The organism is Xanthomonas sp. D-36-1, from assembly GCF_017746155.1.
Taxonomy (GTDB): domain Bacteria; phylum Pseudomonadota; class Gammaproteobacteria; order Xanthomonadales; family Xanthomonadaceae; genus Xanthomonas; species Xanthomonas cissicola.
In genome coordinates, this window is sequence record NZ_JAGHWR010000003.1 from 1 (window position 1) to 16009 (window position 16009).

General features: G+C 67.2%; 10 protein-coding genes and 2 pseudogenes. 8 read left to right on the forward strand and 4 right to left on the reverse strand.

Annotated features, from left to right (window positions below; all coding sequences use genetic code 11):
• Positions 1–262 precede the first annotated feature (262 nt).
• From J7367_RS00750 to J7367_RS00785, 8 genes and pseudogenes are all read left to right on the forward strand, one after another.
• Positions 263–1853, forward strand: a pseudogene (locus J7367_RS00750) (CocE/NonD family hydrolase).
• 349 nt (positions 1854–2202) lie between these two features.
• Positions 2203–3408, forward strand: coding sequence for a type III secretion system effector F-box protein XopI (gene xopI, locus J7367_RS00755; protein ID WP_254894365.1), 1206 nt, complete (start codon positions 2203–2205; stop codon positions 3406–3408).
• A gap of 450 nt (positions 3409–3858) precedes the next feature.
• Entirely contained in the window at positions 3859–3951 is a 93-nt protein-coding gene (locus J7367_RS00760; RefSeq protein ID WP_005910961.1) for a potassium-transporting ATPase subunit F, read from the forward strand.
• A gap of 15 nt (positions 3952–3966) precedes the next feature.
• Positions 3967–5760 (forward strand): annotated as a pseudogene (kdpA, locus tag J7367_RS00765) (potassium-transporting ATPase subunit KdpA).
• Positions 5761–5772: 12 nt separating this feature from the next.
• A complete protein-coding gene (gene kdpB / locus J7367_RS00770; protein WP_057663139.1) occupies positions 5773–7821 on the forward strand; it encodes a potassium-transporting ATPase subunit KdpB in 2049 nt (682 codons plus the stop codon).
• Positions 7822–7861: 40 nt separating this feature from the next.
• Entirely contained in the window at positions 7862–8491 is a 630-nt protein-coding gene (gene kdpC, locus J7367_RS00775) for a potassium-transporting ATPase subunit KdpC (protein ID WP_022558294.1), read from the forward strand.
• Positions 8492–8539: 48 nt separating this feature from the next.
• Positions 8540–11200 (forward strand): sensor histidine kinase KdpD, encoded by a 2661-nt coding sequence (locus J7367_RS00780; RefSeq protein WP_057660583.1) that lies wholly within the window; start codon positions 8540–8542, stop codon positions 11198–11200.
• Complete coding sequence (locus J7367_RS00785) at positions 11190–11906, forward strand: response regulator transcription factor (RefSeq protein WP_057660581.1); 717 nt, start codon at positions 11190–11192, stop codon at positions 11904–11906. The genes J7367_RS00780 and J7367_RS00785 overlap by 11 nt, the downstream gene beginning before the upstream one ends.
• A gap of 13 nt (positions 11907–11919) precedes the next feature.
• Here the strand turns inward: J7367_RS00785 and J7367_RS00790 are convergent, their stop codons facing one another.
• From J7367_RS00790 to J7367_RS00805, 4 genes are read right to left on the reverse strand one after another with little or no spacing between them, the layout of a single operon-like run.
• On the reverse strand, positions 11920–13305 hold the full coding sequence (locus J7367_RS00790; protein ID WP_057660579.1) for an FAD-linked oxidase C-terminal domain-containing protein: 1386 nt from the start codon (positions 13303–13305) through the stop codon (positions 11920–11922).
• Entirely contained in the window at positions 13302–13841 is a 540-nt protein-coding gene (locus J7367_RS00795; RefSeq protein ID WP_057660577.1) for a metal-dependent hydrolase, read from the reverse strand. Before J7367_RS00795 ends, J7367_RS00790 begins: the two co-directional genes overlap by 4 nt.
• Before the next feature lie 30 nt (positions 13842–13871).
• Positions 13872–14240, reverse strand: a complete 369-nt coding sequence (locus J7367_RS00800) for a YraN family protein (protein WP_007968683.1) — start codon at positions 14238–14240, stop codon at positions 13872–13874.
• 3 nt (positions 14241–14243) lie between these two features.
• The gene (locus J7367_RS00805; RefSeq protein WP_176215015.1) at positions 14244–15935 is read right to left on the reverse strand and encodes a penicillin-binding protein activator; all 1692 of its coding nucleotides are present in this window, start codon (positions 15933–15935) and stop codon (positions 14244–14246) included.
• Between the last annotated feature and the right edge of the window lie 74 nt (positions 15936–16009).

A 16009-nucleotide genomic window follows, 5' to 3' on the forward strand; every position in this document is an offset into this window, starting at 1 on the left:
ATCCCGAATCCCGAATCCCGAATCCCGAATCCCGAATCCCGAATCCCGAATCCCGAATCCCGAATCCCGAATCCCGAATCCCGAATCCCGAATCCCGAATCCCGAATCCCGAATCCCGAATCCCGAATCCCGAATCCCGAATCCCGGCCCTTGAGCCATACCGTACCGTCTGGTACGTTCGCCACGTTCTCCCCCCCAACCACGGATGCATCGCAGTTGCCGCTGGGCCATCCCGGCCCGGCTTTGCATGGGAGACAGCAGCATGAGCAAGCGTTGGATCGGGAGCATCGCCGCACTGGCGTTGCTGTTGGCATCGGCGTCGGCCGTGGCGGGCGCCTTCAGCAAGACCTATGAACGCATTCCAGGCTGGGACGGCGCCCAAATGGGCGCATTGGTGCTGGTACCGCAAGGGCAGGGCGCCGGGCCGTTTCCGCTGATCGTGATGCCGGCCAGCTGGTCGTTGCCCAATCTGGAATATCTGGGGCGCGCTACCCAACTGGCCAGCGACGGCTACGTGGTGGTCAGCTATACCTCGCGTGGATTCTGGGATTCGGCTGGGCAGATCGATATCGCCGGGCCGGACACGGTGGAAGACGTCAGTGCGGTGATCGACTGGGCATTGGCGCATACACCGGCCAATCCCAATGCGATCGGCGCGTCGGGCATTTCGTACGGGGCAGGCATCAGCCTGCTGGCGGCCGAGCGCGACCCGCGTATCAAGGCAGTGGCCGCGCTCAGCGGTTGGGCCGATCTGGAAGCCTCGCTGTATTCCAATCGCACGGTGAGCCAGCAGGGCGTGGGATTGCTGGTGGGTGCGGGCGCCCTGACCGGCCGGGCCGGCCCGGATCTGGCGCAGATCGGCGCAGATCGGCGCACGCGTGGCGCAAGGCGATTACGACGGCGCGGTGCAGGGCTTCCTGCCGCAGGCCGCCTCGCGCAGCCCTTCGACCGATGTGGCAGCGCTCAATGCGCGTGGTACCGCGGTCCTGTTGGGTAATGCCTTCAACGACGGATTGTTTCCGCCCAATCAGACCATTGCGTTCTTCAACCAGTTGCGTGGCCCCAAACAACTGCTGCTCAGCCAGGGCGATCACGCCACCGCAGAGCTGCCCGGCGCATTGGGGTTACCGAATGAGATCTATACCGCGACCACGCGCTGGTTCGATCGCCATCTCAAGCAGCTTCGCAACGGCGTGGATGCAGAAGCGCCAGTGCGGCTCTCGCCACGTGCGGGTCAATGGCTGGACTATCCGGACTGGGCATCGGTCCAACAGGCCACGACACAGCTTGGTCTGTCGGCACCAGCAGGGTTGCTGAGCCCCACTGGTGGATTGACCGGCGGGACGTCGAGCGGTTGGCAATCGCGCATCGCCACCGACGTGCCGACCGTGGCCGATTCCGGGGTGGTGCTGGTCAGCGGTTTGCTGCAGGGCATCGGCCTGCCGGTGAGCACCTCCATTCCGCTGGTCAACCGCGCCGGCGCCGCAGTGTGGGTCGGCTCGCCATCGAACAGCACCCGGCGCCTGGCCGGTAGCCCGTCGCTACGCGTCACAGTGGTGCCCAGTCAGTCCAACGTCAGCCTTTTCGCGTATCTCTACTGCATGGATGCGCTGGGCGTGGCGAAACTGATTACGCATGCGCCGTATTCGTTGCGCGATGCCACATCGGGGCGCGCAGTCACGCTGGACTGGCCGCTGCAGGCGGCGGCAACCGAGATTCCCGCAGGGCAGCGACTGGTCTTGGTGATCGACACCCGCGACGCGCGCTATACCGATGCCAGCGAGGGCGGTGGCACGGTGACATTCACCTCGCCAGTTGCAGCGCCGTCCGTGTTGAACGTGCCGCTGCGGTAGGGCGGCACGCCGCATCTGCATCGATCCCAGGTCGCCCGCCGCGGTACTGGCGAACAGCGGCCGATGGCAGGCCATCCGCAGAACCCACATCTGCACCGGTCACGTCGCGTTCGTTCAGGCGAACGCGATTTCTGACAGTGCGCGCGCAGATGATGCCGCTTTCGGGAAAGTAGGCACGAAGCCTAACTCGATGCCGCTGCTGCGGCACACCGCAGGAGCCCCGAGATGCCGATCAATCGAACCGGTCTGCCGCATGCTGTGGAGTCAACCAGCCAAACGCAGGAGGCGTTGACGTCACAGGCTTCGGGGAGCCAAGGAGTCCTCGATCCAGGCACAGTGCCAACCCAGCGTGCCGAATGATCTCCGTCGCGAGATTTTGCAGCGGTGCGGACCACGCAGCCTCGCGCGCCTGGGTAGCGTCTCGCGGCAGATGGCGGAAGACACCAGCGGGATGCGAGCGTTCCTGACCGCGCGGCCGCGCTATGACCCGAGCTTGGAGTTCGGGGCCGTCCATAGTGCAGAGAGCATGCGTGTCGCCCTGGACGAGGTGACGCATTTCCCTTATCCGGACGATGAGGATCGCAGCGAGCAGATATTGCGCGGATACGGAAGGCTTGCGGCGCGGATTCCATCCTTGCCGCAGGCGCAGCGATTTGAGGCGTTTACCGAGGTGTTGAATCACGCCACCCGCTATTCCGGGAATATGGCATTTCGCGTGGTGGCGCGCTTGACGGATGACCTGGGATGCTTGCCCGAGGACCTGCGCGCGCTCGCCTTCCATGCAATCTTGCCCAGTTTGATTGCCACGCGAAGGCAGGCGCTGCAGGCTGCTGCCGGAGCAGCGCACGGTGGCCATATGGGGGCAGTAGCAGAGGCTGATGCAGGGGGCGTGCAAGGTGATGCTGAGCCAGGCGCGCAAGGCGCCGTGGCTCCGGCCCAGGGCGGCGCTGCCGGAGGCATCGGCGGAGCACTTCCGTTTCATTTGCTGGCCTCTGCGATCAGGCAGCTGCCCGAGGAGGCAGTCAATCTGGCGATCACCGAGGCTGCCGCGCTCCAGACCGGCCCCCGCCTGCTGGCGGAGGTGACCCTACGCCTGCATCTTGTCGGATTGGAGCCGATCCATCGATTCCAGCAGGCGTATGCGCAGCTTGCCGAGTACCTCGCGCGTTCGGGCGATGGAGCCGAAGCCTTGACCCACTTGGTGGCCTTGTTGAACAGACTGCCCAATCCGGGAGTGCGCCAGGCCGCCTTCAGGGAATTGACGCGGGCCGTGCACGCATTGGACAGCACCGAGAGTGGCGCTGCGGTGCTGAGGCGGTTGGCCGGAGCGTTGCCACACCAGCCTGCCGCGGTGCGTTATCTGTGCAGCCTGGATGTGCTTGCAGCGGCGGGGAGCCTCTTCCCGAGCGAGCAGATACCGGTCATCGCCGCTGTCCGTGCGCAGGCCGCTGCGATTCCGAACCAGGCCGCTGAACTCATCGCCAGATGCGATGACGCGATCGCCACGGCCAGCATGATGCTTGCGACTGTGTCGCGCAGGTATCTGGACATGTGAGCACTGTTTGATTGAGTGTGCTGTGGTCACACCAGCAGACGTGCATCTGCCTGGTGCCACCCTGTCCGGCGCGACCTAGAGCAGATGGGGCTTCACAGCATGGCTGCCATCTGCGCGCCGTCAGGCCCGCGCAGTCGGGGGAGCCAGCAGTCGGAGCGCCCAGAGGGTTATCTGGTTGAGGCGCAGGGCTGCCCGGCGCATTTTATGCGGACTTTACGTCGCGCCCGCGGCAGGTCCATAGCGACTTTACGCGGCCCAGGCAGAGACTGCGCAGATTGGCGGAGCGGTTCCGCCGTGGACGATCCCGATGCATCCCTTGACCTGTCTGCTCCATCGGCGCTGCGCGCACGGTGCGGCAGCGCTTTGCCATGTGGGCACGCATACGCTGCCTACGTCGTTGCACATCGCATTGATCGCGCCGCCGTGCGCGCAGATGGGGGAGTGACCGACATGCCTGGCTGGTTGTCCCTGTTGTGCGGCGTGGCCGTACTCGTTGCTGCTGCGTACCTGCTGTACGTGGTGCTGCGGCCCGAAGACTTCTGATCCGAGTGCGCTCCAATGACTGAAACCTTTCTTGTGTACGCGCTGGCCATCGTGCTGGCGTGGCCCCTGGGCCGTTACATGGCCGCGGTGATGCGCGGCGCACCGATGCGTGGCGATGCGCTGTTCGGCTGGATCGAACGGCCGTTGTACGCACTGCTCGGCACACGCCCGCAGCAGGGCATGTCGTGGCGCGGCTACAGCATGGCCTTTCTGCTCAGCAACCTTGTCGTTGGTTTGCTGACCTGGGTGGTGTTCATGACCCAGGCATGGCTGCCGTTCAACCCGGATGCCATCCCCAACATGCGGTGGGATACCGCGCTGCACACCATGGTGTCGTTCGTCACCAATACCAATCAGCAGCATTATTCCGGCCAGGCGCAGTTGTCGTATCTGGCGCAGATGACCGGCATCGTCGGCCTGCAGGTGGTGACGCCGATGATGGGATTGGCATTGGCGGTTGCGACGCTGCGCGCCTTGTTCGGTGGGCGCGTAGCCAAACAGGCGTCGATTGCTGCTCCGATTCTGGACACGACGGCTGTGGCGTAGATTTCGGAGCCGGAAGTGTCGCGTCAGGGACGCCAGCACACGGGTTCCGGCCTGGAAGCGCTGCCTGAAGCCGACGTCGGCAATTATTGGGCCGACGTGGTCCGCTCCAGCGTACGCGTGTTGTTGCCGCTGTGCCTGCTGTGGACCGTGCTGCTCGGCTGGCAGGGCGTGCCATCCACGCTACAGGGCGCAGCGACGGCGACGCCATTGGATAGCAGCGCCGGCATGCCCAAGCAGACCATTGCGGTGGGCCCGGTTGCGGCGATGGTGGCGGTGAAACAGCTCGGTACCAACGGCGGTGGCTGGTATGGCCCCAACAGTTCGGTGGCGCTGGAAAACCCTACGCCGTTGAGCAATCTGCTTGAAACCCTCGCCTTGGTCTTGCTGCCGATGAGCGTGGTGTTCATGGTCGGCTACCTGACCGGGCGCAAGCGGCTCACGGCGTTGGTGTTCGGCACGATGTTGACGATGTCGGCCGCATCCACCGCGCTCTTGCTGTGGTCTGAAGCGCACTCGGCCACCGCAAGCTCGCCGGCGTTGATGGAAGGCAAGGAAGTGCGCATCGGTGCGGACGCCTCGGCATTGTGGGCGGCGTTGACCACGCAGACCTCCAATGGCTCGGTCAATGCGATGCACGATTCGTTGGCGCCGCTGAGTGGCCTGGTCACGTTGGTCGACATGCTGATCAACGCCATCTGGGGCGGCATCGGCTGCGGCCTGCAGCAATTCGTGGTGTATCTGTTGCTGAGCGTGTTTCTGGCCGGCTTGATGACCGGACGCACGCCGGAGTTGTTCGGTCGCAAGATCGAATCGCGCGAAGTGCAGTTGCTGGCGCTGTTGATCCTGCTGCAGCCGCTGGTGGTGCTGGGCTTTACTGCAGTGGCGCTGGCAGTCCCGGCATTGACTGCCAATTCCAACCCCGGCTTCCACGGCATCAGCCAGGTGTTCTACGAGTACACCTCTGCGTTCGCCAACAATGGCTCGGGTTTCGAAGGCCTGGGCGATGCCACGTACTGGTGGAATCTGAGCTGCTCGGTGGTGCTGGCGCTGGGACGGTATCCGGCATTGATCCTGCCGTTGATGGTGGCCGCACGCATGGCAGTGAAGCGGCGTGCACCGGAGTCGGCCGGCAGCCTGCAGGTCGAAACGCCCACCTTTGCGCTGACCCTGATGGCGATCGTGATCGTGCTGACCGTGCTGCAGTTCATGCCGGCACTGGTGCTGGGTCCTATCGCTGAACACCTCGCCCTGGCGGCGTCCTGAGAATTCTGAGCAATGTCTACGATCGATACGACTGAAAAACGCGAGCGCGGTGACGCAGCGTTGTTCGATGCCGCCGTGCTGGCTGCGGCGATGCGTGCGGCGTTCGCCAAGTTGGCGCCGCGGCATCTGCTGCGCAGCCCGGTGATGGCGGTGGTGATGGGTGGTACCTTGCTGGCGGCGGTGATCACCGCCAGCGGGCATTCGCATGCCGGCTTCGGCTGGGCGGTGACGGCGATTCTGTTCATCACCGTGCTGTTCGGCAATTTTGCCGAGGCCATCGCCGAAGCGCGCGGCCGCGGCCAGGCCGCATCGCTGCGGCGTGCGCGCAAGGACCTGGTGGCACGCAGGGTGGAAACCGTACTCGGTGGCCGCGAAACGCGCGTGCCGGCAGCGGAGTTGCGCCCGGGCGATTACGTCATGGTGTCCGAAGGCGAATTCGTGCCGGCCGATGGCGAGATCGTGCGGGGTGTTGCCACCATTAACGAAGCGGCGGTAACCGGCGAATCGGCGCCGGTGCTGCGCGAGGCCGGCACCGATCGCAGCGGCGTCATCGGTGGCACGCGCGTGCTCTCCGACGAGATCGTGTTCAAGGTCACCGCCGAGCCGGGGCACAGCTTTCTCGATCGCATGATCGCGTTGGTGGAAGGCGCCAACCGGCAAAAGACGCCGAACGAAATTGCGCTGACCTTGTTGCTGGCCGCGATGACGCTGACGTTCCTGATCGTGGTGGCATCGTTGCCGGCGATCGCGGGTTTTGTCGGCGTCACGCTGGATCCGCTGCTGCTGATCGCGTTGCTGGTGTGCCTGATCCCGACCACCATCGGCGGGCTGTTGCCGGCAATTGGCATCGCCGGCATGAACCGCGCGCTGTCGGCCAATGTGTTGGCCAAATCCGGCAAGGCCGTGGAAGTGGCCGGCGACGTGGATGTGCTGCTGCTCGACAAGACCGGCACCATTACCTACGGCGACCGCCAGGCCACTGCGTTCCATCCGCTGGCCGGCGTCGACCGCGCGCAATTGCGCGATGCGGCCATGCTCGCCTCGCTGGCCGATCCGACGCCGGAAGGGAAATCCATCGTCAAGCTGGCGCGTCAGCAAGGTGCCATCGCAGCGGAGGCGGAGGGTGGGAATTTCATCGCGTTCACCGCGCAGACGCGCATGTCCGGCGTGGATATCGGCGGGCGCAGCATCCGCAAGGGCGCCGGCGATTCGATCGTGGCGTATGTGCAGGCGCAGGGCGCGACGGTCTCGCCGGAACTGCAGGGCCGTATCGAAGAAGTCGCACGTGGCGGTGCCACACCGTTGGTGGTGGCCGAAGGCCGTCATGTGCTCGGTGTGGTCGAGTTGAGCGACGTGGTCAAGCAGGGCATCAAGGAAAAGTTCGCGCAGTTGCGTGCGATGGGCATCAAGACGGTGATGATCACCGGCGACAACCCGCTCACCGCAGCCGCGATCGCTGCCGAAGCCGGCGTGGACGACTACATCGCCCAGGCTCGCCCGGAAGACAAGCTGGCACGCATCCGTGCCGAACAGACGGGCGGGCGACTGGTGGCGATGGTCGGCGACGGCACCAACGACGCCCCGGCGCTCGCGCAGGCCGACGTGGGCCTGGCAATGAACTCCGGCACGCAGGCTGCCAAGGAAGCCGGCAACATGGTGGATCTGGATTCGGATCCGGCCAAGCTGCTGGCGGTGGTGGAGGTGGGCAAGCAGCAGCTGATCACGCGTGGCGCGCTGACCACGTTCTCGCTGGCCAACGACGTTTCCAAGTATTTCGCGATCCTGCCGGCGCTGTTCGCTGCCGCCATCCCGTCGATGGCAGCGCTCAACGTGATGCAGCTCTCCAGCCCGCGCCATGCGGTGCTGGCGGCGCTGATCTTCAATGCGTTGATCATTCCGGCCTTGATTCCGCTGGCGTTGCGCGGTGTGCGTTTTCGTCCTTCCAGCGCCACCGCGCTGTTGCGCCGGAACATGCTGATCTACGGCGTGGGTGGCGTGTTGCTGCCGTTCGCTGCGATCAAAGTGATCGATCTGGCGCTGGTTGCCGTCCTCGGTGCCTGAGCCACGCGTGATGCCCCTTTCTTCTTCCGGGAACATGTCCATGTCTTCTTCCTTGCCGTTACGCGACGACGGCGTCCTGCGCGGTTCGCTCGTGCTCGCGGTGTTCACCTTGTTCGGGTTGGGCCTGGCCTACTCGCTGATCGCCACCGGCATCACCGGTGCGCTGTTCTCCGAGCAGGCCACCGGGTCGCTGATGCGCGTCGATGCGCGCGTGGTTGGTTCGGCCTTGGTGGCCCAGCCGTTTACCGATGCGCGCTATTTCCAGCCGCGTCCGTCGGCTGCCAAGTACGACCTCACCGCCGCGGCTGGCAGCAACCAGGCCCGCTCCAATCCTGAGCTGCTGGCCCGCATCGCCACCACGCGTGCGCAAGTGGTCGCACGCGACGGCATCGCCCCTGAGGCCGTACCGGGCGAGCTGCTGACCCAATCCGGCAGCGGCCTGGACCCGCACCTGAGCCCGGCCGGCGCACGGGTGCAGATCCGCCGCGTGGCCGCCGCGCGCGGCTGGCCCGAGCAACGCGTTGCCGCCCTGGTGCAGGCGGCCACCGAAGCACCCCAGTTCGGACTGCTTGGGCAGCCACGGGTGAATGTGCTCGCCTTGAATCTGGCGCTCGATCAAGCCGGGAATGGGGCGTCGGGACTGGAGAATGGTGTGAAGCAGGCGCACTAGGATCATCACGCAGCTGTACGCTCTGCGATTCCCGATTCCCGATTCCCGATGAACGACGCCCGTACCCAGCAAGCCGATGCCCTGATCGGCCAATTACAGCGCGAACACGGCGGGCGGTTGACGGTGTTCCTGGGCGCCGCGCCCGGGGTCGGCAAGACCTACGCCATGTTGTCGCGGGCGCGCGAGCGCCTGCGCCAGGGCATGGATGTGGTGGCCGGCGTGGTGGAAACGCACGGGCGCAGCGAAACCGCGGCGCTGCTGGAAGGCCTGCCGCTGCTGCCGCGCGCCCGCGTGAGTTACCAGGGCCGCATGCTGGAAGAACTCGACCTGGATGCGTTGCTGGCACGCAAACCGCGGCTGGCCCTGATCGACGAGCTGGCGCACCGCAACGTGCCCGGCAGCCGCCATGAGCGACGCTGGCAAGACATCGTAGAGTTGCTCGATGCCGGAATCGACGTCTACACCACGGTCAATATCCAGCACCTGGAAAGCCTCAACGACATCGTGCTGCGCATCACCGGCGTGCGCGTGTCCGAGACCGTGCCCGATGCCGTCTTCGACCGGCTGCGCGACATCGTGCTGGTGGACCTGCCGCCACGCGAACTGATCGAGCGCCTGCAGCAGGGCAAGGTGTATCTGCCCGAGCAGGCCACGCAGGCATTGCAGGAGTTTTTCTCGCCTTCCAACCTCACCGCGTTGCGCGAGCTGGCGATGCAGACCGCTGCCGACCGCGTCGACAGCGATCTGCGCGATACCCAGGCCGCGCGCGGCCTGCCTGGCACCGCCGCGTTGCGACGCCGCGTGGTGGTGGCCATCGATGGCCGCGGCAGCTCGGATTATCTGGTGCGCGTGGCGCGGCGTCTGTCGGAGCGGCGCGATGCACCGTGGACGGTGGTCACCGTGCAGGCCCGCACCGTGACCGATGCAGCCTGGCAGCTGGAAATCGATCGCGCATTCGCGCTCGCCCATCGCCTCGGTGGCGACACCGCGCTGCTGCACGGCGCCAACGTCGCCGATGCCTTGCTGGATTTCGCCTCGCAAAACGGCATCTCCACCCTGGTGCTGGGGCGCACCCGCGAGCGCCCGCTGGCGCGCATGTTCAACCGCACGCTGACCCAGCAATTGCTGCAACGTGGCGCGCATTACGAACTGGTGATCGTCAGCTCCGCCGATGCGCGCGCACGTGCGCGCCAACGCTGGCGCAACCCGCGCCAATGGCTGCAGCGTTACGACATGGCGTTCGCTGCGATCGCGGCCGCTGGTGCGGTGGGGGTGGCGTGGTTGCTGCAACGCTGGACCGATATCGACGACCTGTCGATGGTGTTCATCGTCGCGGTGGTGCTGGTGGCGTCGCGCACGCGCATGGCCGCTGCGGTGGTTGCCGCATTGTTGAGTTTTGTCGCCTACAACTTCTTCTTCATCGAGCCGCGTTTCACCTTGCAGATCAGCGCACGCCAGGGCGTGGTGACGGTGTGCATGTTCCTGATCGCCGCGCTGGTCGCCGGCCGGCTGGCCTCGCGTTTGCGCAGCCAGGTCCTGGCCTTGCGCGCGGCCAATGCGCATGCCAACGCCTTGCAGGCGCTGGCCCGCCAACTCAGCACCGCCGCCGATCTGGGGCAGGTGCTGGAAGCCGGCCGTCGCGCGCTGACCACTGCGCTGGATGCCGAGGTCTGGCTACGCCTGGAGCAGCGCGAAAGCGACGCACCCAGCAGCTTCGGTGCGCTCGATCGCAGCGCCGCCGATTGGACCCAGCGCCACGGCCAACCGGCCGGCCGCTTCACCGATACCCTGGCCGGGGCGCAGTGGTGGTGCCTGCCGGTGCGCCACGAGCGCGGCACCCTGGGTGTGGCCGCGCTGCGCTTTCGACAGGCTCTGCAACGGCCCGGCCTGGAACAACGCCGCCTGGCCGAAGCGATGGTGGAAGACATCGGCCAGGCAGCGCTGCGCACGCGCCTGGTCGCCGATCTGGAAGGCGCACGCGTCAGCGGCGAAACCGAGCGCCTGCGTTCTGCCTTGCTCTCGTCGGTCTCGCACGATCTACGCTCGCCGCTGGCCTCGATGATCGGCTCGGCCAGCAGCCTGGCCAGCTACGGCGATGCGATGGACGCGCACGACCGCCACAGTCTGCTCGACACCATCCAGCTCGAAGGCGAGCGGCTGGATCGCTACATCCAGAACCTGCTCGACATGACCCGGCTCGGCCACACTGGCCTGACCTTGAATCGCGACTGGATCGGCGTCGACGAATTGATTGGCTCGGCCGCCCGCCGCCTGCAGCGCTACCAGCAAGAGGTGCGCCTGCAATTGGACCTGGCCGCCGACCTGCCGGCGATCTGGGTGCATCCGGCGCTGGTGGAACAGGCCATCTTCAACGTGCTGGAAAATGCGGCGAAATTTTCGCCAGCCGGCGTGCCGGTGACCGTGCACGCGCAGCTGCGTGCCGGCGCGTTGCAGGTCGACATCGGCGACCAGGGTCCGGGTATTCCCGAAGACGAGCGCGCGCGGATCTTCGACATGTTCTACAGCGTGGAGCGCGGCGACCGCGGGCGCAACGGCACCGGCTTGGGTCTTGCCATCTGCCAGGGCATGATCGGCGCGCACGGGGGCAGCGTGGAAGCATTGGCAGGCGCGCATGGTCACGGCACCACCATCCGCATTACGCTGCCGTTGCTCGTTCCCGCCGCGCCACCTCGCCCCGATGCCGACTGACCTCACCGCCATCCCGCCCGCCCGCGTGCTGATCGTCGACGACGAGCCGCAGATCCGCCGTTTCCTCGACATCAGCCTGCGTGCGCAGGGCTATCGTGTGCTGCAGGCCGGCACCGGCGAAGAAGGCCTGGCCTTGCTGGCCGGGCAGGGCGCCGAACTGGTGGTGCTGGACATCGGCCTGCCCGATCGCGATGGGCATGAAGTGCTGCACGAGATCCGCCAGTGGTCCAACGTGCCGGTGATCATGCTCACCGTGCGCGCCGGCGAAACCGAAAAGGTCGCCGCGCTCGATGCCGGCGCCAACGACTACGTCACCAAACCCTTCGGCGTGCAGGAATTGATGGCCCGCATCCGCTCGCTGCTGCGCCAGGCCGGCGCCGGCAGCACGGTGGAAGAAAGCGTGTTCGACGACGGCCGCTTGCATATCCACCTGGGCCTGCGCGAGGTCACCCTCAACGGCGAGCCCGTGCCGCTGAGCCGCAAGGAATACGCCCTGCTCGCACTGCTGCTCAAACACGCCGGCCGCGTGGTCACCCAACCGCAGTTGCTGCGCGAAGTGTGGGGCCCGACCCACGAAGAAGACACCCATTACCTGCGCATTTTGGTCGGCAAGCTGCGCCAGAAACTGCACGACGATGCCGCCGACCCGCACTACATCGTCACCGAGCTCGGCGTGGGCCTGCGCTTTATCGGCGTCACGCGCTGATCCGGGCGCGCCACTAAGCGGGCGGCAACACCTTGCCCGGATTCAAGATCCCATCCGGATCCAGCGCGGCCTTGATCGCGCGCATCGCCGCCAAGGTCGGTGCGCTGAACGCCTGGCTCATGAAATCGCGCTTGGCCACGCCGATACCGTGCTCGCCGGAGAGCGTGCCTTCCAGCGCCAGCACCAGCGTAAACAGCCGCGGCAGGGCGGCATGCGCACGGGCATTTTCGTCGGCATCGGCCGGGTCGTACATGATGTTGACGTGCAGGTTGCCGTTGCCGGCATGGCCGAAGGCGACGATGGGCAGCGCGAATTCCGCAGCGAGCGCTTCCACGCCGGCGACGAGTTCGGGGATGCGCGACACCGGCACCACCACGTCTTCGTTGATCTTGCCCGGCTTGATGGTGCGCAGGGCAGGCGACAAGGCGCGGCGTGCGGCCCACAGCTTGTCGCGTGCGCTGCCATCGGTGGCCACGTCCAGGCTCAAGACACCCTCGCCATCGGCGGCGTCGTGCAACGCTTGCAGCGCGTACGGCAAGGTGTCGTGATCGCCGTCGGCTTCGATCAACAGCATGGCGCCGGCGTCGGGCACATCGCTGCCATTGCGGCGCAGCAGCGCGATCGCACTGGCATCCATGAATTCCAGCATGGTCGGCGTGGTCGGCTGCGCCATCAGCCGCGACACCGCGGCTGCGGCGCTGGACGCATCGCGGTACAGCGCGCGCAGGCCGGCCTGCGCAATCGCGCGCGGGGTCAGCTTCAAGGTCGCCTCGACGATGATCGCCAGGGTGCCCTCGCTGCCGACCAGCAAATGGGTGAGGTCGTAACCGGTGGAGTTCTTGGTGTACGCGCCGCCGCAGCGGATCACCTCGCCGGTGCCGGTCACCGCCACCAGGCCGAGCACGTTGTCGCGGGTGGCGCCGTACTTCACCGCGCGCGGGCCGCCGGCGTTGGTGGATAGATTACCGCCGATACTGCAGATCTCCGCGCTGGACGGATCCGGCGGCCAGAACAAGCCATGCGGCTGCAGCGCCTGTTGCAGGTCACCATTGAGCAGGCCCGGTTGCACCACCGCGCAGCGGTCTTCCGGGCGCAGCGCAATGAGGCGATGCATGCGCGCCATCGACACCACCACGCCGCCGGAAAACGGCACCGCCGCGCCGGTGGTGCCGGTGCCGGCGCCGCGCGCCACGATCGGCACGCCGTGCGCGCGGCACGCCTGCACGATCGCCACCACCTCGTCGGTGTCGCGCGGCAACGCCACCGCGGCGGGCAGTGCCCAGCGGCGCGAATCGTCTTCGCCATAGCGGCGGCGCGCATCGTCGCCAGTCAACCAGCCATCGGTACCCAGGCGCGCGGCCAACACCTCGGCAAGTGCGGTGGGAAGTACATCGGTCATGACATGCGATCCTGTGGTGCCGCGCGCTGGATGCATTTCCACCCCAGCACGGCGACGGTGAGCGGCAACCAGACCCAGCGCAGCTCGGAGAGCAACGTGCTCAGGCCGCGCGCGTTGAAGAAGCCGGTCGCGAATGGCGACACCCGAATCGGCCGCCATGGTGCGAACCAGCGCGTCTGGCTCCACGGCCAGCCCAGCGCAACGCCCAGGCCGCCGGAGGTCATCGCATCCAGCAGCGGGTGCGATGCGGCGCAGACGAACAAAAATACGGACGCCTGCACGGCATCCGCACGCAGGCTGCGATGCGCCGCGGCGCCGAGCAGTGCGATGACGCTGGCGAACAACAGCGAGTGGCTGGCGCCGCGATGGCCGAATGCATCGGCGTAGGGAATGTGCAGCGCGAACGCCAGCACATCGGCATCGGGCAGCATCGCCGCCGCCACGCCGGCCGCGAGCAGGAGCGGCGAGATGCGGCCGCGTTCGCTGGCCCACCACAGCGCCAATGGCACGGCAGCATGGGTCATGATGGTTGGCATAAGAAACGTTGGCGTGAGCGTCGGTGGCGGTCAGCAATCGTCGGCGCGGAACGCGTCGCGGATCCAGTGCAATACCGGCGGTTCGCCGCTGGCATCGACCACATCGAAGCGGCACGGCAGCGCCGCCAGGGCCGGGTGAGCGCCAAGAAACAACTGCGCGGCCAACACCAGCTTGCGACGCTTGCGCCAGTCCACCGATGCCGCACCGCCGCCGAAGCGGTCGTCGCGCCGGTAGCGCACTTCCACAAACACCAGCGATGGCCCATCGTGCATCACCAGATCCAGTTCGCCGCCGCGGTAGTTGGCGTTGCCGACCACCAGCCGTAGCCCGGCCTGCTCCAGCAACGCGCGTGCGGCCGCCTCGACCGCCGCACCACGCTGCTGACGCGCCACCGGCATGGCTCAGCGGCCGTCGGCGATCGGCGTTGGGCGGCCACCGCTGAAGGTGGACCAGGCCGGCGTACGCAGCACGTTGCCGAAGCCATCCAGGTGCAGGGTGCCGGTGGCGCCGCGCAGGCCGCCATCGGTGCCGGTGGCGAGTTTCTCCAGGTACGCCGTGATCTTCCAGGCGTCGTAGCCGAACGCGAACAGGCGGGCGGCCGGGCCGCGTGCGCTGGGCAGGGTGCTGGCCACCTGACTGACCGCCGGCAGGCCGGACACGCCCAGGGCGGTCCAGGTTTCGCTCGGATAGACGATGCCATCCAGCGCCAGATCGTCTTCGACCTTGCCAGTGCCGGCCACTAGTTGCGAGGTGCCCACGCGCGACTTGCCGGCGAATCCGGCCAGCGCCAGCTGCGGCGCCAAAGCACGCGCGGTGTTGCCGCGCACCGCCAGGAACACCGCGTCGGCGGTGCCGTAATTGCGCAGCTGCGCGCCGATGTCGCCCGGCGCGTCGGCCACGCTGATGCTGCCGGCCACCGTGCCGCCGCGTTCGCTGAAACGGTCGCGGAAGGCCTTGATGGTGCGCTTGCCGTTGTCGTCGCTGGTGCCGACGATCAGCACGTTGCGGCGTTCGCGCGAGAGCAGGTATTCGGCGGCCATGATGCCGTCGTCTTCCGGCGCCAGCGAGAAGCCTGCGCTGCCGGTGGGCGGGGCCTTGTTGTCGCTGGGACGGTTCAGTGCCAGCACCGGCACCGCCAGCTGGCCGCGCGCGAACAACGCGCTGACTTCGTCGCGCCCCAGCGGGCCGACCACGTAATCCACCCCGGCGCTCACCGCCTTGTCGTAGGCGGCATTGGCACCGGCGGCGGTGCCGGCGGTGTCGAAGAACTGCACCTCCGGGCGGCGGCGGGTTTCCGCGTAGTAGCCGGCCAGCAGGCCATCGCGTACCGGCGCGGCGGCGGTGGCCAGGTTGCCGGTGATCGGCAGCAGCACGCCCAGCTTGACCGGTGGGCGGTAGCCATCGCGCTCGGCGGGTGGGCGCTTGCTGGTGTCGAAGCCCCACTGTGCATCGCGCTCGAAGGCGCGCGGCAATGCCAGGCCGCGGCTGATCAACGCGCGCCCGGCAAAGTTGTACAACGGGTCGCCTGCCGGCAACGCAGCGGTGCGGCCCTTGAGGGTGGCGTCGTCGAGCGCGGCAAGCAGGCGCACGATGGCGCGCTGGTTGTCGCTGCGCGCGGTGCCGGTCAGGCTGGCATCGGCGCGCGCGCGGTCGGCGGCGGCACCGAACAGGTCGCCGGTGGCTTCCAGCGCCGCAGCGCGGGCCACCAGCCAGCGCGTCTGCAGCGGCTGGGTCAGCCCCTGCGGGCTGTCGCCCAGGGCCTGCAATGCCTGTGCGCCCTGCTTGTCGAGCACCGCCAGCTCGCCGGTGAGCAGCCCGAAGCGGGCCCGCTCCTCGCCGCTCAGGTGGCGCGCGTTGACCTGCGCCAGCAGCGTGCGGGCGCGCGCATCGTCGCCAGCGTCGTGCCAGCCGAACGCCGCGGCAGCCAGCAGCCGGCTGCGTTGCGCGCCGCTGGCACTGGCAGCTTCGGCTTCCAGCTGCTGCGCGGCGTCGCGCGGTTTGCCCTGATCCAGCAGTGCCAGCGCTGCGCTCTGCGTCGGCGAGGCGGTCGGCGTGACGCTGCTGGTGGCGCAACCGGCGGCCAGCATCATCATCAGCGAAAGGGCAGAGATCCTTGCAACACGCTTGTTCATTTCAGATCCATTGGACAGGGGCCGCCGGGGCGGAC